This window comes from Haloferax sp. AB510, from assembly GCF_024136985.1.
Taxonomy (GTDB): Archaea; Halobacteriota; Halobacteria; order Halobacteriales; family Haloferacaceae; genus Haloferax.
In genome coordinates, this window is the sequence record NZ_JAMYJY010000021.1 from 1 (window position 1) to 21,863 (window position 21,863).

The window sequence follows — 21,863 nt, forward strand, 5'->3', positions numbered from 1 at the left end:
CCGTCGATGCCGGCGACGACGACCGACTCGGCCGTTTCGATTGCGTCGGCGACGCGTTGGCCGTGTTTCGCGAACGCTTCCGGGTCGTCGAGGTCGGCGACGCTGTCGAGGTCCGCGCCGGCGCAGAACGCCGGGCCGCTCCCCCGGAGGAGGACCACCGGCGCGTCGGCATCGATGACCGCGGCTTCGAGGGCGTCGAGGTCAGTCGGTCTGAGCGCGTTCCGTCGTGCCGGGCGGTCGATGGTCACGACCCGGAGGTCGCCGTCGTCCGTCGTCCGTATCATACGCCCGTTGTGCCGTGGTTTTCCAAAGGTCTTTGCCCTCCCAACCGTAAGTCTCGGCCGATGGACGACGCCGTGCGAGCCCGCGAGGCCGCGCGCGAGGCCCTCTCCGACATCGAGCCCGAGGCCCTCTGCGCGGCGCTGGACGAACGCCTCGACGCCGCCTCCCTGACGCCGGCAGTGCTCACGTTCGTGAGCGCGCGGGCCGTCGAACCGAAGGTCGACCTGAACGGGCTGGCCTCCCGCGCGGCCGGAGTGCAACTCATCTACGAGGGCCTCCGGCTCACCCGGTCGCTCGCCCACGACGAGCCGTGGACGCATCTCGATAGCCCCGAGGAGGACACCGACGCCGACCTCGACATCCTCGCGGCGGACGTGCTCGTCTCGCGCGGCTTCTACCTCCTCGCCCGAACCGAGGCCGCCAACCACGCCGTCGAGACGGTCCGCGCCTTCGGCCGCGACCAGACTCGCCGCCGCTCGGCAGACGAGGCGGCACGCCCGGACCTCGACGGCGAACTCGAAGTGAACATCTGCACGCTCGCCGTCGTCGCCGGCACCACGGCCGTCGGCTCGGCCCCGCCGACCGCCCTCGTGGAGTACGCCGCCGGGCTGGCCGACACCCACGACGGCGACTTCCCCCCGGCCGACGAGACCGTCTCCGAGGGGACCGTCGAGCGCATCGCGGCCCTCTACCGAGGCGGCGGCGGAGACGACGCGGTCACCTCCGCCGCGGACCGCTAATCGACATACGCTACCACGGTACCGGGGCGATTCGAATCGAAACCCCTAAAGAGTAACCCGGACAACCAAGGAATGCCTGCCTGGGTAGCTTAGCGGTAAAGCGCGTCCTTGGTAAGGACGAGGAGCGTTTTCAGACCACGAGGTTTGAAACCGACGGCTACAGGCCCTTTCGCTCGTTTTTGCGCCTTCTCAACAAGAGAAATAAGGTGCGTTCAAGTGTACGATTACGCTACAACACAAACAGGCCGCTGTATAGCGATTAGCATTCTGACTACGACACACATCTCTCGTGCTGAGGTGTGGGTATGAATCGAGACGACCCACTCGACAATATCCCTGCATCGAGTGTTGAGGAAACACCGACTCTTCCACCGGCTCGCAAGTCCATTGAGTTCTCGTTCCCTCTCGTGAGCAAGCGTTCCAAGGAGGACTTGGAGAACTTCGGTGTCAACATGATTGGCGACTACTACGACTTCAAAGAGGAAGTCCTGACGTGGCTCGCCAACTACGGGAAGAACCCTGAGAAGGGAGAAGGACTGGCAGAGAGTACGCTCCAATCCACCCACTACAAACTTGAGACAGTCTTCCGGTGGCTATGGGACTACGAGCAAAAATACACGACTGACCTCACCCCTGAGAAGGCAGACCGCTTCATTCATCTCCTGAATATGTCCGACGGGATGATTGATTCCAGCGTTCTCCACCATCTCAAGGTCATCAAACGGTACTTCAAGTTCCACAACCACGTCCACGGGACGAACTACGACTGGAATCCAGACGTAGAGTTGAGCCAAGCGAATGGTGACGAGCGTGACTACCTACATCGACGTGCGTTCAAGGCACTCTACAAAGCCGCGCTCGACTACGGCACGGTCAAGAGTTACCACAGTTCCTCGATGACGCCCGAGGAGCGTGACCGAATCAAGACGTACCTCGCCCGACGTGACGGAGTTCCCAAGGACGAGATTGGACCTGAAGAGTTCAAGGCCGCGAACTCGTGGAAGGTTCCCTCGCTTCTCGCCGTAACGCTCGATACAGGGCTTCGACCCATTGAGGTGGGGCGAGCCACCGTTGATTGGGTGAATCTGGAAGCCCACGAGTTGAACATCCCGAAGGATGAGTCGACGAAGAACGAGGCTCACTGGAACTGCACGCTGAAGAATCGAACCGTCAAGGTGCTTCGTCGCTGGCTCAATGAGCGTGCAACCTACGACAAGTACCAAGACCGCGACGAGTTGTGGTTGACAAAGAAGGCGACTCCGTACAGTTCGAAGTCGTGTAATTACCTACTGACTCGACTCATTGAGGAGGGGAATGTGCCGATTCCAGAACATAAGGAGATTACTTGGTACTCGATTCGTCACGGTGTGGCGACTCATTGGGCGAACCACGTCGGCCCACATCATGCGAAGGAGCAACTTCGCCACAAGAGCGTGACGACGACGATGAAATACCTTCACTCGGACACCGAAATGCGGTCAACGGCGGTGGAACAGATTTGGTGAACTAAGTAGCATTGTTTACTGAATTACTTTCTAATAAAACACACATTTTTCATATGCCATGCTAAACTTACTCCATGGCTGAACTTTTTGGGAGGCAGTTCAATTACCTCAATCGAGAATTCATACAAGACCTTCGGGATTTGGAAAAGCAAGGTTGTATCTACGCTCAGCTCTGGCGTGAGGAGATAGATGAATTTGGTTTTTGTAGGATTCAATTCCGTCCCGATGAAATCGTGAGATTTGTTGATGCGTTGGATGCATATGACGACTTCCTTAGATACCGGAGTCAAGGCAACCCCCCTGAGGAAGCATTAGATGAGCTATCTGATGAGAGTGTTAAAGCGAGAGTCAGAGAGTACAACGAATGGACAAAAGACATAGGACAGCCTGAAACGACATTTTGTCCAGCCGCGTTCTACGGTGGAGAACTTGAATCCCTCGTATGTGGTGGGAAACCCGACCGGTATGAGTTCCTCCAACAGTCGTACACAGGTGATAGAAGATTCCTCTTATCCGAAATAGTCGAAGGATTCTCTGAATCGGTTTCGATACTTAACGACCGTGATGCAGATAGACCTGACTTTGAGATGACTTGTGAGCAAGACGTTCAAGACTTACTTTATGCAATAATGAAACCTATATTCCCGGACTCGCGTCCGGAAGAATACACACCAAAACACGCTACGACCTCAAAGAGAATTGACTTCGTAGTTCCAGAGATATCTACCGTTATTGAGGCAAAGTATGTGCGAGATAGTTCTCATGCTAAAGACATTCCAGATGAACTGAAAATAGACATTGAGAGCTATCATAAACATACGGACTGCAGTCGGATGATAGCTGTTGTGTGGGATGGTGACTCAGAAATCACCGACCGTTCTAATTTTGAAAAAGATTTGACTGGCCCACGGACAATTGATGGAACAGAGTTTCAGGTAGAAGTTAGGGTAATTCCATAACTGGCATCAAGATATTTTTCAACACATTGAGCGGCCTCCAGTCGTTACCCTTCTCGTATGTTACCTTGAGACACCCCCGAAGCGTTTCATCACATTCTTATACAGCCCTGTAGTAAAACCGGATGCAGAAAGCGCATCAATGGGTATATTGACCCATCGAGCGCCTGGGTAGCTTAGCGGTAAAGCGCGTCCTTGGTAAGGACGAGACCCCGGGTTCAAATCCCGGCCTAGGCTCTTCTCGAAATCCAACCGTCGAGCGAGGCGTCTCGTCGCCGAACGGTTGTCGGATTCCGTGCGAGACTGAACCCTCCCACTCGCACTTTCACTCCTCCCAGTCCCACCACGCTTCATCACCCTCCGAACCCAACACGTTCGCCGTCGAATACCGCCCCACCTCGTCTTCGGTCAACACGTTCGCCCACGAGACTCGCTCACCACTCGCTCCCGGTCCTCGGCTGTCGTACTCCGCGTATTCGACCGTCGCCTCGGCTTCCGGGCGCGACCAGTTGTGCCAACCGGCGGGGAGCACGTGCGAGTCCAGCCACGTGCGAACAAACGCGGTCCGGGCGTGGTTCCGCCACGGCCGGCCGAGATACACCTCGGACACGTCGGCGTCGGCGGTCAGTTCACAGTCGAGAAAGACGAAGCCGAAGGGCTCGCTCTCCGGCGTGGAGGCCGCAGTCACGTACGAGTCGGCTTTCGAGTGGACGCGGCAGTCCTCGAAGACGGCGGTCGCGCCGCCGAAGACGAAGTCGGTCGTCCCCTCGACGTAGCACTCCGAGAAGTACTGGCGCGCCCCCTCGCCGGCGACGTAGACGGTGTCCTGGTGGCCGAGGAAGCGACAGTTCTCGAAACTCGCCCGGTCGGCGTCGACGTGGAGGGCGACGGCCTGTCCGACCGGACCGGCGCTGTTCTCGACGGTCAGGTTTCGGGCGCGGAAGTCGTTGCCGCGGACCTTCAGCGTGTAAGTGAAGAAGGTGCTGTTGCGCCCGCGGTCGATTTTCTCGAAGTGGTCGTCGTGGGTGATGACCGTCTCTTCGGCGCTCTCGCCGACGAGAGTGATGTCGGGGTTCCACGCGTGGACTTCGACCTTCTCGTCGTACACGCCCTCTCGGACGAGGATGCGGATGCGGTCCGGCGGGAACGACTTCGCGCCGTCGATGGCGGCCTGAATCGTCTCGTAGTCGCCGGTCCCGTCCTTGGCGACGACGTAGTCGTACTCGTCGGGGTCGTCTCCGGTCGAGAGCCCGCCGAGCAGTCCAGCCGCCGCCACCACCGACGCGAGGACGAGCATGAGGTGCGAAAGCATACGGCGTACGTGAGTCCAGTACGGTATACGCTTGGTGGGTTCCGGTGGAAATCACGGGAGACGGTCGGGGGGACCGACCGCCGTTCGCCCAAGAGGCACGGACAGCGCGTTCGGTCAGGAATTCGGACTCGCTCGCCGAGTTACCGTTCGAAAATATCAGCCGCAGAGCCGGTTCTTCCCGGTTCGTTCACGCGTGTTCGGAGCGACCGGCTGCATCGCCGGCCGCGTCCTCGCCGGGTATACTCGGTCTGACGTTCCGGTTCGAGCGGAACACGTTCTCCGGGTCGTAGCGCGCCTTGACCTCGCGGAGACGGTCGAAGTTGGCTCCGTACGTCGCTTGGACGCGGGCTTCGTCTTCGTCCATCGTCTGGAAGTTGATGTAGTTCCCACCGGTCGAGTAGGTTCTGAACTCCGTCCACGCGTCGCGGACCCACTGTCTGAAGGCCGCACCTTCGACTTCGTCCGGCTCCCACATGCCCGCGGCACCGATGACGAACGTAGCGTCCCGGTTGCCGACGACCCCGTCGTCGGCGTCACGGTCGTTGAGCGCGCCGCCGATGTGCGCCATCACCACCTGTGCGCCCGGAATCGGGCAGTCGAGCGTCAGTCTCTCCATCGTCGATATCAGGTCGTCGCTCAACTCTGACGCGAACTCCGTCTTCCAGTAGTAGTGGTTGCCTTTCGGTTGCGTCGCGTCGAGATACGACTGAATCTGGGTGTACGGCTGCGCTTTGAGTAGGTCGATAATCGGCTCTCCGAGCGCGCGAATGGGTGCGAGCGCCTCGTCCGCGTCCGCCGGGTCGCCGGAGTAACAGACGGCCATCGCGCAGATGTGCTTTCCGTGCCACTCGGGTGGGACGAACGGGGCTGCCGGTGCCCGGCGGAGCAGCAGGAAGACCGTCAGCTCTCGAGGAGCCTCGGCCGTGAGGCGCTGATAGGCCGCTGTCACCTCGTCGGCGCGGTCGAACGGCCAGGCGATGAGCCCGCCGTAGACCGTCGGGCCGACCTCGTGGAGACGATACGTGAACGACGTGACGACGCCGAGGTTCGCCCCCGCGCCCCGAACCGCCCAGAACAGGTCGGGGTGTCTGTCGCGGCTGGCTCGGAGAACCGCACCCTCGGCGGTGACGATTTCGACCGAGTCGAGGTTATCGACGGTCCAGCCGAACCGGCGGGTCAGGTAGCCGAACCCGCCGCCGAGCGTCAGCCCGGCGATACCCGTCTCGGAGACGAACCCGAGGGGCGTTGCGAGGCCGTGGAGCTGCGTCTCGCGGTCGATGTCGCCGAGGAGACAGCCGGGCTGCGCCGTCGCGGTTCGCGCCTCGGGGTCGACGACGACGCCGCGAAGTCGGGACATGTCGATGGTCAACCCGCCGTCGGCGATGGCGGTGCCGGCGATGTTGTGGCCGCCGCCCCGGACCGACACGAGTAGGTTGCGTTCGCGGGCGAAGTCGACGGCCGCGACGACGTCCGCGGTGCCCGTCGGTTGGACGACGAGCGCCGGTGATTTCTCGACTAATCCGTTCCAGAGCCGCGTCGCGTCCTCGAACCCCTCGTCTTCGGGGGCGAGCACCGAACCACGGAGTTGCTGGGCGAACGCGTCGATGTCCTCGTCGGACAACGTTGTCGTCGCTCCATCCCGTGTCGTGAGTGTTGTTTGTGTCATGGTACACCTGTCGTCGGGCGGAGTCCACCGCGTCGCGCCCGACAGTGACTAATACTACGTCGAGTGCTAGCATAAGACGCTATGTTCGGATTCCGAACGTACCGGTGTTTCTGACGCTCTCTCACCCGATATTGACCGATGCGTGGTTCGGAGCGCTGGCCGGAGAAGTCGTGTCGGGTGCTCGGCAGACACCGCTCTCGGCCAGGGTGGAGAGTCGCGGCTCCGAGCGGAGTCGCGGGAGTCGAAAAAACGGGGGCTTACCGGAGGTCGCGGACGAACCGCTCCGGCACGTAGTCGACGACGTGGTCGGGTATCGCCGCGACGGCGGTCTCCGCGATGGCGACCATCGGTTTCCGGAGCAGGACGTAGACGCCGGAGACGGCGACCGCGGCGATGACGAGCGTCTCCGCGAGGCCGTCGAAGGCGAGGACCGGCGGGACGGCAAAGGCGAGCGTCAGCGCGAGGTCCTCGGGCGCGCCGTCGTAGCGAATCAGGCGCTTCGGGGCGAGCCACCGGCCGTTCCAGTGGTCGTAGACGGCGCGCTCGGAGGTGCCGAGCCACGGCTTGAGTTCGAGGCCGCCGCCGAGCACGTCGGACGCGGAGTGGAGCGCGGCCGCCGCGAGGAACAGCGCGACGGCGAGCGTCGTAGTCGTCGGGTTCAGCGCGGCGACCGCTACTGCGGGCACGGCGAGCGCGCTGAAGTACACGGGGAAGTGGAGGGTCTTCCGGTGGCCCGCGTACAGGTCGAAGTCGGGGAACAGGCCGCCGAGTGCGGCCGCGAGCACCGGGAGCATCCCGGCCTCGGGGACCAGCGCCCACACGGCGGTGCCGAGGACGACACCCGCGAGGGCGTGAGTGGTGGCCATCATCGGTGGGGCGTATGCAATCTGGAGGAAAAACGATGTCGGTGGTCGTGCTAGCTAGCATCACGGTCGAATTTAGGGCGCTCAGGCCGTATCACACCGCAATGGTCCCCAGTCGAATCGAGCGACTCGCGGGGCGGGCGATTCAGGCTATCATCGTGTGTATCTTTCTCGTCGGTCTCTACACGCGGAACCTGAGCGTCGTCGTCAACGCGGTGCTCGCGCTGGCGGTGACGTTCCTCCCCGCGGTGCTCCGCCGGGACTGGCAGATTCGGCTCCATCCCCTTCTCGGCCTCTGGCTAGCGCTGGCGGTGTTGCTCCACGCAATCGGCATGCTCGGTCCGTACCACTCCATCGATTGGTGGGACCACGTCACCCACACGCTCTCGGCGACGGTCGTCGCGGCGGTCGGCTACGTCACCGCGCGGGCCGTCGACGAGTACACCGAAACCGTCTACCTCCCCGACCGATTCATGTTCGTCTACATCCTGCTTTTCACGCTCGCGGCCGGCGTGTTCTGGGAGGTACTGGAGTTCGGCGCGCGCCTCGCCGCCGACGCCGTCGGCTCGGAGGCCGTCCTCGTTCAGTACGGACTCGGTGACACCATCGTCGACCTCGTCTTCGACACGGTCGGCGCGGTGCTCGTCGCCCTCTTCGGGACGCCATCACTCGCGGACACCATCGATTCGGTCACGGAGCGACTCGAACGGACTCGACCCTGACGGGGGCCATCTTTTAGCCACCTGGTGTGCATACTACTACCATGAAATTCGTTATCGTTGGCTACGGCCGTGTGGGCTCGCGGACCGCCCGCGTGCTCCGGGAGGAAGGCCACGACGTGACAGTCGTCGACAACAACGACAAGAAGGTCGACCGCGCCCGCGACGAGGGATTCGAGGCGGTTCTCGGCGACGGCGGAACCGAAAGCGTCCTGCGGGAAGCGGGCGTCGAGGGCGCGGACGCCGTCGGCGGGCTGACCGGCGACCCGAACATCAACTTCGCGGCCTGCATGCTCGGAAAGGAGTACGACTGCCGGACGGTCATGCGCATCAGCGAGGACTACCGTCAGGAGATTTACGAGCGCTACGCTGACGACGTGGACGAGATTATCTACCCCGAACGCCTCGGCGCGGCCGGCGCGAAGACGGCGCTCCTCGGCGGCGACTTCAACGCCATCGGCGACCTCACCGACCAACTCCGACTGACGACGGTAACCGTTCCCGACGGCGCGCCTATCGTCGGCGAACATGTGGCCAACATCGACCTCGGCGCGGACGGTCGCGTCTACGCCCACGGCCGGGAGCGCGAGCCGATGACGATTCCGCTGCCGGGGATCGTCGTCGAACCCGGCGACCAGCTCGCGCTCCTCACGGAGCGAAACGCGTTGGAGCAGGTCCGGTCGAAACTGCTCGGCTGACTCCTGTCCCCGAACCGACGCTCTTCTCTTCGCGTCGCCACCGCTCGTACCAGTGCCACTTGTGCTGACGCCTGTCGCGCCGAGATGTCTCTCTGCGGTGCGGTCTGCCTCGGAAAACAGCGCCGTGGTGGCGGCGCCGCGTTGTCGTACCGGGGGAAACCAGAACGACGATGGTGGTGGTGGTTTTCGTGCCGGGCGCGCCGGTGGGAGGATGGGAACTGAGGCCGAGTGCGCGCCCTATCACCGGGTACGTACGGGGGACCTTAAATCTGCGTCAGACAGGGGTCACACGCTATCTACGTGCAATATCTGCTGTTATACCACCGCCGAGAGTGCCGTTCGTCTCCCGCGCTCAGTAGACGAGTTTCCCCTCGACGAACCGGCGGACGCGGTCGTCGTTCGGCGACTCGAACACCCTCGCGGTCGGTCCCGACTCGATGCACGTCCCGTCGAGGATGACGGCCGTCCGGTCCGACACCCGTCGGGCCTGCTGCATGTCGTGAGTCGCGAGCGCGACGGCGATGCCCCGGTCCCGCGCCGCCCGCATCGCCGACTCGATGGCGGCGGTGTTCCGCGGGTCGAGGTTCGAGGTCGGTTCGTCCAGCAGTAACACGTCGGGGTCGGGTGCGAGCGCCCGCGCGATGGCGACGCGCTGGGCCTCGCCCGCCGACAGCGAGCTGGCGTCGCGGTCGACCTTGTCGAACATCCCGACTGTCCGAAGCGCATCCTCGACCGTCTCCGACGGCTCCTCGCGGCCGAACAGCCCCTCGACCGCCTCGCGGACGCGAGCCGACCACGGCCGGCGGACCCGGAGCCCGTAGGAGACGTTCTCTTCGACCGTCGTCGAGAAAAGGCTCCGCGTCTGGAACGCCATCCCGACCCGGCGTCTGACCGCCAGTCGGCGCGCTTCGGGGAGCGCCCACACGTCGTCGTCGCCGACTTCGACCGTTCCCTCGTCCGGTCGCTCGAACATGGCGAGCAGTCGGAAGAGCGTCGTCTTGCCCGTCCCCGATGGACCGACGACGGCGAGAATCTCGCCCGGTTCGACGGCCAGCGAAATGTCTTCCAGCACCGCGCCGTTGCCGAAGCCGTGGCCGAGGTCGTGAGCCGCGAGTCGGGTCCTGCCGCGCCCCGTCCCGTTCGACGCCGGGTCGGGCGCGGCGGACTCGTCGGACTCGCTGGCACCGGTGTCGCCGGCCCCGGGTCGCTCGGTTGTCATCGTCCCCTCCCGTTCCGGCCGGGGGTGCGGTCGCGGAAGCGCGCGCCGAGGGCGTTCACACCGAGGACGAGCGCGAGCAGGATGGCGCCGAGCGCGATGCCCGTCTCGATGTTCCCCTTCCGCGCCTCGACGGTGATGGCCGTCGTGAGCGTCCGGGTGAACGACGTGCTGTCAGAGAAGACGATGTTGCCACCGACGATGAGCACGGATCCGACCTCGCTGATGGCGCGGCCGTAGGCCGCCAGAAGCGCCGTGACGATGCCGTAGCGCGCCTCGCGGACGACCAGCAGGGCGACGTCGGTCGAGGTGCCGCCGGCGGCGAACGCGGCGTCTCTGAGATCCTGTGGAACCGACTGGACGGCCGAAAGCGAGACGCTCACGAGGACGGGGAGCGCGAGGATGGTCTGCGAGAGAATCATCGCCTCGGGCGTAAACAGCAGGTCGAACGTCCCGAGCGGTCCCGAGCGGGACAGTGCCAAGAGGACGACGAGCCCGACGACGACGCTCGGAAAGCCCATCCCCGTCGAGATGACGGAGGTGACGACCGACTTCCCGTAGAAGTCGCGGAACCCGACCGCCAGCGAGATTGGAAGGCCGAGCGCGGCGCTCAGCGCGACCGCCGCGGTGCTCACGTACAGCGAGACGGCCGTGATGCTGACGAGGTAGGTGAGGTTCAGGTCGCCGAGGCCGAACACGGTCGGTGGTGGGGTCCGACCGGACTAAAAGTCCTCGGGGACGTGCTGTGCCACCCACGACTCGAACTGCGCGTCGGAGACCGACGCCGACGACGAGGCGTTCTCCCCGCCGTCGTAGTTCTCGGGGACGTACTGGCCGAACTGCGGCCCCTCCGAGAGCGCGTTGGGGAAGAACAACTGCGACCCGTTAGCCGTGTAGTTGCTGATTATCTCCTGTCCCTCGGGGCTCGTGAGGAAGCCGGCGTAGGCCATCGCCAGCGAGTAGTTCACGTCGGGGTACTTCGCTGGGTTCACCGGGATGACGCCGTAGGGGTTCTTCAGGATGGTCGGGCCGCCCTTGAGCGGGCCCTGGACCTGGATTTCGAGGTCGATGTTGTCCTGCGTCGCGAGGAACGTCCCGCGGTCGGAGAGCGTGTACGCGCCCGACTGGTCGGCCTGCACGAGCGTGTCGCCCATGCCCTTGCCGATTTCGCGGTACCACGTCCCCGACGGCTCGACGCCGGCGGCCTCCCAGATGAGCAGTTCCTTCTTGTTCGTCCCCGAATCGTCGCCGCGGGAGACGAACGTCGCCTCGGCGTCCGCGATGGTCGCGAACGCGTCGGCCGCGCTCTCCATCCCCGAGATGCCCGCGGGGTCGTCCGCCGGCCCGACGACGACGAAGTCGTTGAACATCACGTCCCGGCGGTTGACGCCGTAACCGTCTTGCAGGAACTCGTCTTCCGCGCCGCGGGCGTGGACGAGAATCACGTCCGCGTCGCCGTTCCGCGCCGTCTCGATGGCCGCGCCGGTCCCCTGTGAGATGGTCTTCACCCGAGCGTTGAACTTCTCTTCGAACACCGGGTTCAGGGCGTCGAGCAGGCCCGTGTCGTACGTGCTCGTCGTCGTCGCCAGCGTCAGCTCTTGGGTCGCGCCGTTCCCGCCTTGGCTCCCGCCAGAGTCCTCCGTAGTCCCGTTGTTCGCCTGCGGGGGATTCGCGTTCCCCGTGCATCCGCTTAGTCCGAGAACCGTGCCAACACCGGCCGCCTGTAAGAAACGCCGTCGCTCTATCGCCATGCATTGTGGTTCGGCGAATGCGAATTAACTGTTTCCCACTCAATGTAATCACAAACAATTTCAATATCGAGGAATTGTAACTGTTCGAGTCCGAAACCGGTTGCGTCGGATTCTTTTCGACCCGTCTCGTGGTAGCGGACATGAGTTGGGAGTCGCTTTTCGCTCGCGCCGCCGCCTACGAGACGACCGAAGTCGACATCACCGAGGCGCTCCGCGCCCGCCGAGGCGACGATGCCTGAGACGGACCCCTCGCCCGCGCGGTCGTCGCTGACGCCGACGTGCTCGCGGCCGACCTTCTCGTCGATGGTCCGTCCAGGGCGGCGCTCGACCACCTCCGCCGGCACTCGTGGACGACGCTCGTCGCCAGCGACCCGCTCCTCGACGACGCCGAGTCAGTCGTCGCCTCGCTCGCGGACGCCGACCTCGCGGCCGACTGGCGCGAGAAGGTCGACTCGTGGGTCGAACTCGTCTCCCACCCGGACGGCGATAACCCCGCGCTGGCGTCGGCCTACCGCGGCGGCGCGATGCATCTCCTCACGTTCGACGACCGACTCAGTTCTGCGCAGGCGGGCGCGGCGCTCGGCGGCCGCTTCCCGGTCAGCATCCGCCACCCGAAGGCGTTCGCGTCGCTGTTCGCGCCGGAGAGCCTCTACGTCGAAGTCGAAGGCGGGTCGTACCCCGGCCCGGACCGCGACCCGCGGGCGTAGCCGCCGGCCGCCGCCCCGACCCCCGACCACTCGTCGGGTCAGTCGCCGTTGACGATTCGAGCCATCGCGAAGATGGCGAGACGGTCACGAGACCGAAGCCGACGGCCACACCGAGTCCCTGCGAGGCGTCGCCGAAGAACACCGCGATGGCGGCGAAGACGGCGATGCCGTAGCCGCTCGCCGCGCCGGCGGCGACGACGCTCGCTCGGTTCATGCGTTCTCGTACGCGCCCGCGGTCCCTGAGTGTGAACCCCCGCGATTGTGGGGAGTGACGGAACCGGGGTCGGCTGTCAATCTGGCGGACCGCGTGCGGTCGGTACCGCTGGAGGGGCTGGTGACGAGTGGAGGGCGTTTATCGCAGTCGGGGGGCATCACGGCTAGTCTGTTCCCGCCGAACGTATCAACCTGTTTGCTCGCGAACTAGTTTCGACGTTAGTTCCCGTCGTCGGTGGTCCCGGCGCGCTCGACGGTACAGCCGAGTGATTCGAGTTTCGTTGCGGCCGCCGGCACGTCGTCCTCCCGGACGAGCACGTGGTCGGTCGAGTACGCCGACAGCGCGAACACCGAGATGTCCGCTTCGGCGAGCGCGCCCGCGACCCGCGCCAGAAAGCCGACGAGTTCGAACGGTAGGACCATCTCGAAGGTGAGTCGCTTCCAGCCCCATTCGACCTCGACGGCGGTCGCCTCGTCGACGCGTTCCTCTTCGACGACGACCGTCGTCTCCTTGTCGTCTCGAATCGTCGCGAAGGCGTCCGGGTCGCCCCGCTCGGCCTTGACGACCGCGTAGGTCGCCTCCGAGATGGTCACGGTCCCGCCCTCGAAGAAGTCGCTCGGGTCCATGCGTCTCGGGGTCGCTCCGGCGGGGTAAGCGTAGCGGCTGGTAGCGGTGGTCGGCTCGCTATCGCTCAGGCGGCTCTGTTGAACTCCTCAGTCAGGATAGACGAGATTCGCCTCGCTACCGCTCGGCGAACTTCCGTCGGACGCTTCGCGCCCGACGACGTACGCCTCACTGACGTTCGGCGTACCACGTCGCGAACTTCGCTAACGCCCGCCCGCGGTGGGAGATACCGTTTTTCTCCTCGGTGCTCATCTCCGCGAACGTCGCGCCGTCGTGTTCGAAGATGGGGTCGTAGCCGAAGCCGTCCTCGCCGCGGGGCGGGACGATGCGCCCGTTGATGCTTCCCGTAAAGAGCTTCACCGGGAGCGCCTCCGTCTCTTCCGCGTCCTGTTCCGCGCCGTGGGCGGCCGCGACGGTCCGGTCGTCGCGGTCTATCGGGTCCGGACTCGCCTCGAAGGGTTCGCCGTCACAGTACGCGAGGACGCAGCGGAACGAGGCCCGCCGGGGCTCGTCGAGTTCGGCCGCGGCCAGCCGGTAGACCGTCTCGACGCCGAGGGTGTCTTGGACGTACGAAGAGTACGGACCGGGGAAGCCCTCGAAGCCGTCGATGAAGAGACCGGAGTCGTCCACGAGCACCGGTTCGTCGGCGTAGCGGTAGGCCTCGCGCGCGCCGTGGGCCGCGATGGGACCGAGTTCGGACGCCTGCACCTCGGTGTAGTCGAAGTCGAGTTGGGTCACGTCGTCGTCGAGGTACGAGAGCGCCTCGCGGACCTTCCCCGCGTTCGTGGTGACGTATCGAAGCATGCCCGCCCCTCCGCGGGCGGACGTAGAAAAGTCGTCGGTGTCGGTCGCTTCGCCTCAGTCGACGATGACTTCGACGGGGCCCTCGTCGGCCTCGGCCTCGTCTTCTTTCTCCTCTGCCTTCTGGCGCTCGTTCCAGAGGAGGCCGCCGGCGACGAGGAGAACGACCCACGACCGCCAGCTTGCGAGGTTCAGCGTGTAGCCAATGCCGAACGGCTTTTCGACCAGCATGCCCTTGCCGGGCTGCCAGTACGACGAGAGCAGTCGGCCGGCGCTCGGGCGCTCGAAGTTGTACGGGATGCCGAAAAGCGTTCCGCGCTGCGGTTTGTCTGCCATGTGAGACAAATACGCCGGCTCGGGATAAATCGTTTTGGCCTTCCGACGGGGAGTCCGCGGCGACCTACCGGTACCGGCCGCGTGACTCGACCTCTCGCAACCGGGCGATGACCTCCTCGGAGCCGACGGCCTCGTAGCCCGATTCGAGCGCGTCGATGAGAGGGGCGGCGTCGTCAGCGGTCCCCTCGACGCTCTGGGTGAACACGTGGAGGTCCATCGCGTGGTCCTCGACATGGCCCGTGTGGAAGCCGAGGCCGAAGTCGATGAGATACACGCGCGGGTCGCCGTCGGGTCCGGTCCCGACGCGGACGTTCCGCGTCGTCGGGTCACCGTGGACGATACCGGCCCCGTGGAGGCGCGCAAGGTACTCGCCGACGACGCGGACTGATTCGGAGTCCAGTCGCTCCGCGAGGTCCGCGTCGCCGACCCGCTGGAACGTGATGACGCCCTCGACGGGATCTACGTCCCGAATGACGGGCGTCCGAACGCCGGCGCGCCGGGCGTCGCTCGTCAGCCGCGACTCGGCTTTCGTCCGCTCACGGCGGAGTCTGTCGTCCAGTTCCGGGTGGCGGTACGTCTTCGGAACGCGCCGCTTGACGACCTCGTCAGCGCCGATGTCGACGGTCGCCTCGGCCCCGCGAATCGCGCCGTCATCAGTGTAGGCGCGCGCGACCGACTCGTCCGCGCCGCGCCACGTCACGTCGACCTGGTCGGGGCGGAAGTTCGGGTCTACGGTCGATTCCTCGACCGCGAGCGTGTCGCCCGCGGCGAGCATGCGCGCGCCGAGCACGGCTATCATGCCGGCGTTGTCGCGGAGGAACCGCGGTTCCGGCGCGTGGAACTTCGCGCCGCGTTGGTCGCACATCTCCGCGAGCATCTCGCGCAGGCGGGCGTTCTGGCCCACGCCGCCCCCGAGGACGAGTTCGTCCGTCCCCGTGAGCGACAGGGCGCGCTCGGCTACCTCGGTGAGCATGGCGAAGATGGTCTCCTGCAGGCCGGCGCAGATGTCGGGCACGGGCGTGCCCGCGTCCGCCTCGTCCTTCGCGGCGCTCATGATGCCGGAAAACGAGAAGTCCATCCCCTTGACGACGTACGGCAGTTCGACGTAGTCGCCGTCCTTCGCGGCCGCCTCGACTTTCGGGCCGCCGGGGTGGGTCCAGCCGACGTGGCGGGTGAACTTGTCGATGGCGTTGCCGACGCCGGTGTCCATCGTCTCGCCGAGGACGCGGTAGCGGCCGTTGTGGTAGCCCAGCAGGTGGGCGTTCGCGCCCGAGGCGTTCAGACAGACCGGCGAGTCGAAACCGGACTGATAACGGCCGATTTCGAGGTGCGCGACCATGTGGTTGACGCCGAGCAACGGCACGTCGAGCGTCTGGGCGACCGAGCGGGCCGCGGTGCCGACGATGCGGAGACACGGCCCCAGACCGGGGCCGCGGGAGAAAGCGACGCCGTCCACGACGGGGCCGTCGCCGTCGTGTCGCTCCGCGGCGTGCGCGAGCGCGGTCTCGACGACCTCGGGGATCGCGGTCCCCATGTGCTCTGCGGCCTCGCGCGGGTGGATGCCGCCGCTGTCGGGCTGGTACGGGTCAGATTCGATGAAGACGTGGTCGGCCGAGGGGTCTGGCGTCCGCCCGGTTCCGGAGCGGAGCGCGTCGGGGTCGTCGGTCTCGAAAACCGCGGCGCTCGCGGCCCACGCTGTACCTTCGATTCCGAGAATGCGCATCGAGTGTGAAGAAACGGCGGTTCGAAGCCGGGACTACGCCTCTTCGGCTTCGACTTCGGCGTCGGTGATCTTGTTGCGCTCGAGCATGTGCTCCTGCTCGACGTCGCGCGCGAACTCGGGGCTCTCGTAGACCTTCGCGTAGCCCGCGGTCTTGCGCATGCCGAACTTCGTGTCAAGTTCGTGGACGACGACCTCGTCGGAGTCCTTGTTCAGTTTGGCCGCGAGCGAGTCGCGGACCGACAGACGAGAGGGCGTCGCTTCCTCGTGGACGATCTCGAATCGAACGTCCGTCCGGTGCAACATGGGGTTCTCCTCCTCGGAGATGATTTCGATATCCATGGTTCAGTTACCAGTAATTCCCTCCGAAGCAAGTAAAAGGATTTCGAAGGGACGAGCGCGCCCGCGTCTCAGGCGTCGATGGGCGCGACCACGGCGTCGAAGTCGCCGTCGAACTGCGCGAGGAGGTCCCGCATCTCGGTCTTGGCCGCGTCGGTGACGGTCACGCGGACCATTCCCTCGTCGGGCTGGCCGTAGACGACGGTCGAGCCGACGGGCGCGGCGAGCACCGCCGGGAGCGTGGCGAGGTCCTCTTCGCCCTCGACGAGGAGCGTCGTCGGCTCGTCGGCGTCGAGCGCGGCCACGAGCGCGGCCACGAGGTCGACGGAGACGGCTCCCGGTTCGTTTTCGACCTCGACGAGGCGGCCGGTCTCGACCGCGCGGCGAATCTCCTCGCCGACGGCCTCGCGCTTCGTCTTGCCGTCGATGACTGCCACGTCCGGCGGGCGACCGGCGCGGCGGAGGTGGAAGGTGACGACGTCGCCGACGGCGACGAGCGGCGCGTCCGCGTCCTCGCTGGATGCGTCTGCGAGGAGGTCGTCGGCCTCGGTGTACACCGGGCCGAACGGCTCTTTGAACGCCGCGCGAAGCGCCGTCGGCAGGGTGAGCATGCTCAGCGGACCTTCAGCGCGTAGCCACCGGGTTCGGTGACGTTCATCTCGGTGGCGATTTCGCTGTCTTCGGGGTGGGTGATGACGACGTAACCCGCCCAGTCCTCGGTGAGACTGCTCGACCCGCAGTTCTCGCACGTCTGTTTGTCCGGATCGTTGACGAAGTGGCACTCGCGGCAGGCGAGACGGGGCTTCGCCATCAGTTACCCTCCGCCGAGGCCTCGCTCTGCTGGCGCTTCGATTCGAGCCAGCCGTGCTTGCCGAGCCCCGGCTGTTTGGCCGTGAGGCCGATCTTCGAGTCGCGCGGGTTGCGCTCGTCGATGCTCTTCGTGACGATGCGTGCGCGCACCTCGTCGTCGACGGCGAGCGTCTGGTTGGACTCGGTCGACGCGAGCTGTTGATTCTCGCCGTCGTAGGCGAGATATTCGTCGGATATCTGCGAGACGTGCAGCAGCCCGTCGACCGGTCCGATGCCGACGAAGGCACCGAACTCGACGACTTCGACCACGATGCCGTCGACGACCTCCTGCATGTCGGGGTCGTAGGTGATGGCGTCGAAATCGGCCTCGTAGTAGACGCCGGGGCGGTTGGGCAGCACGGTGCCCTCGCCGATGTCGTTGACGTTCACGACGCTCACGACGCTCCCCACGTCCTCGTCCATCCGTCCTTCCAACTTGTCCTGCAACAGTCGCTTGACCCGCTCGGGCGTCACGTCGCCCAGGTGTCGGGGTGGGACTTCGACTGTATCTTTGAGTCGTACCCGTTTGTACATAGTTTCGTTAAGGTTCCGTGATTGCCAGCGTGGCGTGCCCCCGGATGCCGACGACGGGAATCCCGCAGTCGAGCACCCGGTCACGGAGGGGCTTGTCGTTCGTGACGACGTAGTCGGCCTCGCCCGATTCGGCGAGTTCGACGACCGCGTCGTCGGCGTACGATTCCTCGGTTTCGACCGCCCGGCACCGGGTCGCCAGGTCCGCGCCCACGCTCGCCGCGACGCCTTCGGTCCCGCCGCCCGCCGAGAGCTTCTCCAGCTCGTCGAGGACGGCAGTTGGGACCACGAGGTCCGCGTCGGCCGCGAGCAGCCGGTCGAGCTCGTCGAACACGCGGACGTTGAGTTCGACCGGCATCATGAGCGCGTTCGTGTCCATGACGACTACGGTGGCGGTCACGTCACTTGAGCGTCCCGATACCGATGAGCCGCCAGCGGGCGCCCACGCGGCGGTTGATGGCTATCTTCGAACCTTCGGCGGCGCAGACGGGGCGCTTGAGCGAGACTTCCGCCTCGCCGCTTCGCGCACTCGTTACCGCGCCGACCGTGGTCGCGGTGCCGACGGTGAGCATCAGGGGCTCGCCGGTGGATATCTCGTCGATACCCTCGTCTTCCTCGCCGCCGACGACGCGGTCGAGCAGTTCAACGTCCATGGTGAACTGCTCGCGCGTCGGCGGGAGCGTGCCGGGCTCGCCGGCGACCTGTCCTGCGAGTGCGTCGCCCTTCGTGAAGCTCGGGTCGAGACCGGTCCCGACGCCGCAGAGGCCGCCAGGGCGGACTTCATCGACCATGTTGCCGCCCGCCTGCAGCGAGCGGACCTCGGTCGTGATGGAGCGCCATTCGGTCTGGCCCTCCTCGTCGACTTCGCGGCCGGGGCGGAGTTCGAGTTCATCGCCCTCCTCGAGCTTACCGGCGACGACGCTGCCGCCGATGACACCGCCCATGAGGCCGTCCCAGGTCGTCCCCGGGCGGTTGATGTCGAAGCTGCGCGCGACGAACATCCGGCTGTTTTCGGTCTCGTCGCGGTCGGGCGTCGGAATCTCCTCCTCGATGGCCTCGATGAGGAGGTCGAGATTGACCTCCTGCTGGGCGCTGATGGGGACGATGGGCGCGTCTTCGGCCACCGTTCCCTCCACGAACTCCTTGATCTGTTCGTAGTTGTCGAGGGCGCGCTCGCGGTCGACGAGGTCGACCTTGTTCTGCGCGATGACGATGTTCTCGATGCCGATGATATCGAGCGCCATCAGGTGCTCGGCCGTCTGGGCCTGCGGCACGTCCTCGGTCGCGCTCACGAGCAGGATGGCGCCGTCCATGATGGCGGCACCAGAGAGCATGGTCGCCATGAGCGTCTCGTGACCGGGCGCGTCGACGAACGAGACGGTGCGGAGTACGTCCGTCTCATCGCCGTCTTCGGTCTCCTCTTCGACCGTGTAACACTCCGGCGCGTCAACGCCGGGAATCTGACGGAACGTCGCGTCGGCGTACCCCAGTCGGATGGAGATTCCGCGCTTCATCTCCTCCGAGTGTTGGTCCGTCCACGAGCCGGACAACGCTTGAACGAGCGTCGTCTTTCCGTGGTCGACGTGACCGACGAGTCCGATGTTCACCTCCGGTTGTTGTGGGTTTTTCGTCACCATTGACCTCCTGAGAGTAATCTTGCGTGAACTTGGCTCCGAACGACTGATAAAGGTGCTGTTCTCGGACCGGGGCTGCTGTGGCTACGTCGGGCGGTCACACACCGCGCGCGGCGATTCAGCGGCGTCTCCCGCTCCCGGCGATGCCTCGAAAAATGGTTCGTCGTGCCCCCCAGCACGACGGTTCGCGGACCGATTCGAGTACCCCCTCGAACGGCTATCGACTCCGGAATCCGTCGGTTATTCGACGCCCTTGACGAGCGAGCGAAGCTCCTCGCGGTAGGCGTCCGGCGTGAGTTCGAGGTCGATGTCGACCGAGACCTCGATGGCCTCGGTCGGCTCCTTGGTCACGCTGAGTTCGATGTTCTCGCCGGGGTGTGCGCCGCCGGCGACGAGAATCGTCCCGTCGTGCTCCCAGACGGCGAGCATCCCGCTCACGTCGAACTCCTGGCTCTCGATGGTGAACTCTTTCTCGTCGGTGAACGGGAACGTAATCTCGTCGAAGGCAATCGTGGCTCCGTACTCGGTCACGCGCGCCGAATCACCGGTGTCGACCGTCGTCGACCGCGTGTCCGTCTGTTCGATGTCGGTCACGTCCACGTCCCGCAACTGCCCCTCGTAGTGCTTCCGGGCGTGCTTCTCGACCAGGTCGACGACCGTCCCGCGGACCGTCCCCGGGAGGTTCGACAGGCTCGGATTGAGCGTCACGCGCGTCGCGAAGAACAGGGAGAACTGCCCCTCGGCCTGTCCGAGCGTCTTCTCTTTCAGCGTCTCGGAGAGGTCCATGTCCTCGTAGACGAGCGTCTCGAACGCCGCGGAGACGCTCGCCGGGCCGACCGACCGCTCGAACGCCGGGTCGAGGGAGTGTCCCCCGATGTACTCCCAGCCGCCGGCTTTGAGCGCCCCCTTCGGAACCTTCGGCGGTGCCCTCGCGGCGCTCGCGGTCGTCCCGGAACTACAGCCGGCGAGGCTCGCGAGCCCCGCGCTGGCCGCGATACCGAGGTACGTCCTCCGTCTGATACTGTGGGTTGCGTTGTTTTCCCCCTTCATCGGTCAGTACTGCCGTGCTCTGTTTCAAATAGGTGTCTCCCCGAAAATCAAATCCGAGAACACCGACACGACTCGGCAGCGGCTCCGAGAGCGACCTTTTTCCCGCTCCGTCCCCGATCGTCTCACGTGCCCGCTCCGGTGTCGTCGCCCTCGGAGTTCGCCTTCGAACTGGCGCTTTGCGCCCACCTCGAACAGACGACAGACTGGCTGCCTGCGCGCCAACTCGGCGCGTCGGTCGCCTCGCCGGGGAGTCGCATCATCGACGTATGCGCCGTCGTCCCGGGGCCGGGATTCGACGAGCGCGCCTGCATCACCGACAGCGCGATACCCGCAACGGCCATCGAGAGCGACGTGGGGGCCGGAAGCGCCGTCTTCTGGCGCGACGGCTTCGACTGCCACCCCGGCCGCGCCCGGCGGGCCACCGACCGCGCCGTCGAGGTTGGCTTCTTCGAGTCCGAGCGCCGCCGGAGCCGAGAGTACGTCCGCCGCGCCGCCCGCTATCCAGACGACTGGTTCGCCCGACTCGTCGGCATCGAGAACAAGCCCGACCTCGGCAGTCCCGGTGACCTACTCCGACAGCTTCGCCTCGACGTGAGCCTCGCGGTCTTCGACGAGGTGATTCTCACGACTGAGAGCTACGTCACCGGCGCGCACCTCAACCGCATCCCCGAGGAAGTCGGCGTTTGGCGCTTCGACCCCGACACCGGCGACCGAGAGGTGGTCCGCGACCCTCGACCGCTCTCACCCGGTTCGACCGGCGTCGAACCAGTCGAGTACCACTCGCTCCACACCGATGTGGCGCTCGTCTCGCCCGCGGAAAAGCGAACCGCGCGCCTCCGACTCGCCGAGCGAGCCTACGGGAAAGGGTGGCGCGCCTACGACCTCCCCGCCTGCGCCCACGCCCGCGTCGACGCCGACGGCCGCCCCGTCTGTGCCCACTTCGACCGCGTGGTCGACCCCGGCTCCGAGTGCGGTGCCGACTGCTCGGCGTTCGAGGCGGCCGACCCACCCGAACTGGACCGCGAGGGCCTCCGCGAGTCGCGGACGGACTGGGTCGCCGACCCGGCCGGCGCGGTTCGCAGACAGTCGGGACTCGACCGGTACTTCTGACTCGCCCAGCCTCCCGCCGAGTCCTACTCGTTCCGCTCGTCTGAGTAGACCCAACCGAGCGTGGCGACGACGCCGAAGCCGACGACGAACACCGCGCCCTCGACCCAGTTCGGCTCGCCGGACCACGAGGCGACGAGGAACCAGACGACGCCGGCGACGACTGCCATCGGCGTGCTGTATCGGAGCGCCGCGAGGATATCGGTCACGACCGTCTCGACGCGCCCCGGTCGCAAAACCGCA

At 65.5% G+C, this 21,863-nt stretch carries 25 protein-coding genes, 1 tRNA gene and 1 pseudogene; 8 read left to right on the forward strand and 19 right to left on the reverse strand.

Annotated elements, in window-relative coordinates; all coding sequences use genetic code 11:
• The coding region (locus NKF06_RS05945; protein ID WP_253244817.1) for an enoyl-CoA hydratase/isomerase family protein at positions 1-284 on the reverse strand (284 nt) is incomplete at its 3' end.
• A 60-nt stretch (positions 285-344) separates the two neighbouring features.
• Here NKF06_RS05945 and NKF06_RS05950 point away from each other — a divergent pair.
• The 4 genes from NKF06_RS05950 to NKF06_RS05965 all read left to right on the forward strand — a co-directional run bounded on the left by NKF06_RS05950 (position 345) and on the right by NKF06_RS05965 (position 3,720).
• Complete coding sequence (locus NKF06_RS05950) at positions 345-1,022, forward strand: hypothetical protein (protein WP_253244818.1); 678 nt, start codon at positions 345-347, stop codon at positions 1,020-1,022.
• Between the two features lie 305 nt (positions 1,023-1,327).
• On the forward strand, positions 1,328-2,527 hold the full coding sequence (locus tag NKF06_RS05955) for a site-specific integrase (RefSeq protein WP_253244819.1): 1,200 nt from the start codon (positions 1,328-1,330) through the stop codon (positions 2,525-2,527).
• A gap of 74 nt (positions 2,528-2,601) precedes the next feature.
• Entirely contained in the window at positions 2,602-3,486 is an 885-nt protein-coding gene (locus NKF06_RS05960; protein WP_253244820.1) for a hypothetical protein, read from the forward strand.
• 162 nt (positions 3,487-3,648) lie between these two features.
• A tRNA-Thr gene (locus NKF06_RS05965) sits at positions 3,649-3,720 on the forward strand.
• 88 nt (positions 3,721-3,808) lie between these two features.
• Here the strand turns inward: NKF06_RS05965 and NKF06_RS05970 are convergent.
• From NKF06_RS05970 to NKF06_RS05980, 3 genes are all read right to left on the reverse strand, one after another.
• Positions 3,809-4,795: a pectinesterase family protein gene (locus tag NKF06_RS05970; protein WP_253244821.1), complete on the reverse strand. Its 987-nt coding sequence runs from the start codon at positions 4,793-4,795 to the stop codon at positions 3,809-3,811.
• A gap of 187 nt (positions 4,796-4,982) precedes the next feature.
• Positions 4,983-6,416, reverse strand: coding sequence for an FAD-binding oxidoreductase (locus NKF06_RS05975; RefSeq protein WP_253244822.1), 1,434 nt, complete (start codon positions 6,414-6,416; stop codon positions 4,983-4,985).
• Positions 6,417-6,718: 302 nt separating this feature from the next.
• On the reverse strand, positions 6,719-7,330 hold the full coding sequence (locus NKF06_RS05980) for a metal-dependent hydrolase (RefSeq protein ID WP_172795736.1): 612 nt from the start codon (positions 7,328-7,330) through the stop codon (positions 6,719-6,721).
• Positions 7,331-7,428: 98 nt separating this feature from the next.
• Between NKF06_RS05980 and NKF06_RS05985 the strand changes: the two genes are divergently transcribed.
• Both NKF06_RS05985 and NKF06_RS05990 read left to right on the forward strand, forming a co-directional pair.
• Positions 7,429-8,046 (forward strand): hypothetical protein, encoded by a 618-nt coding sequence (locus NKF06_RS05985; RefSeq protein ID WP_253244823.1) that lies wholly within the window; start codon positions 7,429-7,431, stop codon positions 8,044-8,046.
• 41 nt (positions 8,047-8,087) lie between these two features.
• Positions 8,088-8,741: a TrkA family potassium uptake protein gene (locus NKF06_RS05990; RefSeq protein WP_058825916.1), complete on the forward strand. Its 654-nt coding sequence runs from the start codon at positions 8,088-8,090 to the stop codon at positions 8,739-8,741.
• Positions 8,742-9,093: 352 nt separating this feature from the next.
• Here the strand turns inward: NKF06_RS05990 and NKF06_RS05995 are convergent, their stop codons facing one another.
• The 3 genes from NKF06_RS05995 to NKF06_RS06005 are packed head-to-tail and all read right to left on the reverse strand — an operon-like array spanning position 9,094 to position 11,708.
• Entirely contained in the window at positions 9,094-9,960 is an 867-nt protein-coding gene (locus NKF06_RS05995; protein WP_253244824.1) for a phosphate ABC transporter ATP-binding protein, read from the reverse strand.
• The gene (locus NKF06_RS06000; protein WP_253244825.1) at positions 9,957-10,655 is read right to left on the reverse strand and encodes an ABC transporter permease; all 699 of its coding nucleotides are present in this window, start codon (positions 10,653-10,655) and stop codon (positions 9,957-9,959) included. Before NKF06_RS06000 ends, NKF06_RS05995 begins: the two co-directional genes overlap by 4 nt.
• A 24-nt stretch (positions 10,656-10,679) precedes the next feature.
• Positions 10,680-11,708, reverse strand: coding sequence for a substrate-binding domain-containing protein (locus tag NKF06_RS06005; protein WP_253244826.1), 1,029 nt, complete (start codon positions 11,706-11,708; stop codon positions 10,680-10,682).
• A 231-nt stretch (positions 11,709-11,939) separates the two neighbouring features.
• On the opposite strand from NKF06_RS06005, the pseudogene NKF06_RS06010 reads away from it, so the two are divergent.
• Positions 11,940-12,415: pseudogene (locus NKF06_RS06010) on the forward strand (PIN domain-containing protein).
• A 432-nt stretch (positions 12,416-12,847) separates the two neighbouring features.
• Here NKF06_RS06010 and NKF06_RS06015 read toward each other — a convergent pair.
• From NKF06_RS06015 to NKF06_RS06065, 11 genes are all read right to left on the reverse strand, one after another.
• Positions 12,848-13,255 carry an ACT domain-containing protein gene (locus tag NKF06_RS06015; RefSeq protein WP_253244827.1) on the reverse strand — a complete coding sequence of 136 codons (408 nt, stop codon included), beginning with the start codon at positions 13,253-13,255 and terminating at the stop codon, positions 12,848-12,850.
• 166 nt (positions 13,256-13,421) lie between these two features.
• On the reverse strand, positions 13,422-14,057 hold the full coding sequence (locus tag NKF06_RS06020; protein ID WP_058825910.1) for a non-canonical purine NTP pyrophosphatase: 636 nt from the start codon (positions 14,055-14,057) through the stop codon (positions 13,422-13,424).
• 54 nt (positions 14,058-14,111) lie between these two features.
• Positions 14,112-14,390 carry a DUF5808 domain-containing protein gene (locus tag NKF06_RS06025; RefSeq protein ID WP_058825909.1) on the reverse strand — a complete coding sequence of 93 codons (279 nt, stop codon included), beginning with the start codon at positions 14,388-14,390 and terminating at the stop codon, positions 14,112-14,114.
• 64 nt (positions 14,391-14,454) lie between these two features.
• Positions 14,455-16,113 carry a bifunctional N(6)-L-threonylcarbamoyladenine synthase/serine/threonine protein kinase gene (locus NKF06_RS06030; protein ID WP_253244828.1) on the reverse strand — a complete coding sequence of 553 codons (1,659 nt, stop codon included), beginning with the start codon at positions 16,111-16,113 and terminating at the stop codon, positions 14,455-14,457.
• A gap of 33 nt (positions 16,114-16,146) precedes the next feature.
• Positions 16,147-16,452 (reverse strand): 30S ribosomal protein S24e, encoded by a 306-nt coding sequence (locus tag NKF06_RS06035; RefSeq protein WP_004976369.1) that lies wholly within the window; start codon positions 16,450-16,452, stop codon positions 16,147-16,149.
• Positions 16,453-16,520: 68 nt separating this feature from the next.
• Positions 16,521-17,060 carry a GTP-dependent dephospho-CoA kinase family protein gene (locus NKF06_RS06040; protein WP_253244829.1) on the reverse strand — a complete coding sequence of 180 codons (540 nt, stop codon included), beginning with the start codon at positions 17,058-17,060 and terminating at the stop codon, positions 16,521-16,523.
• 2 nt (positions 17,061-17,062) lie between these two features.
• Positions 17,063-17,260 (reverse strand): transcription elongation factor subunit Spt4, encoded by a 198-nt coding sequence (gene spt4 / locus NKF06_RS06045; protein ID WP_004041779.1) that lies wholly within the window; start codon positions 17,258-17,260, stop codon positions 17,063-17,065.
• Complete coding sequence (locus tag NKF06_RS06050; RefSeq protein ID WP_004041780.1) at positions 17,260-17,832, reverse strand: DNA-directed RNA polymerase; 573 nt, start codon at positions 17,830-17,832, stop codon at positions 17,260-17,262. The genes spt4 and NKF06_RS06050 overlap by 1 nt, the downstream gene beginning before the upstream one ends.
• Positions 17,833-17,839: 7 nt before the next feature.
• On the reverse strand, positions 17,840-18,208 hold the full coding sequence (locus NKF06_RS06055) for a twitching motility protein PilT (RefSeq protein ID WP_256477231.1): 369 nt from the start codon (positions 18,206-18,208) through the stop codon (positions 17,840-17,842).
• Between the two features lie 22 nt (positions 18,209-18,230).
• Positions 18,231-19,466 carry a translation initiation factor IF-2 subunit gamma gene (locus tag NKF06_RS06060; RefSeq protein ID WP_253244831.1) on the reverse strand — a complete coding sequence of 412 codons (1,236 nt, stop codon included), beginning with the start codon at positions 19,464-19,466 and terminating at the stop codon, positions 18,231-18,233.
• Between the two features lie 237 nt (positions 19,467-19,703).
• The gene (locus NKF06_RS06065) at positions 19,704-20,513 is read right to left on the reverse strand and encodes a DUF6517 family protein (protein WP_253244832.1); all 810 of its coding nucleotides are present in this window, start codon (positions 20,511-20,513) and stop codon (positions 19,704-19,706) included.
• A 126-nt stretch (positions 20,514-20,639) separates the two neighbouring features.
• On the opposite strand from NKF06_RS06065, the gene NKF06_RS06070 reads away from it, so the two are divergent.
• Complete coding sequence (locus NKF06_RS06070; protein WP_253244833.1) at positions 20,640-21,623, forward strand: DUF5787 family protein; 984 nt, start codon at positions 20,640-20,642, stop codon at positions 21,621-21,623.
• 23 nt (positions 21,624-21,646) lie between these two features.
• Here NKF06_RS06070 and NKF06_RS06075 read toward each other — a convergent pair whose 3' ends face one another.
• Positions 21,647-21,829, reverse strand: coding sequence for a hypothetical protein (locus NKF06_RS06075; protein ID WP_241768023.1), 183 nt, complete (start codon positions 21,827-21,829; stop codon positions 21,647-21,649).
• Positions 21,830-21,863 lie beyond the last annotated feature (34 nt).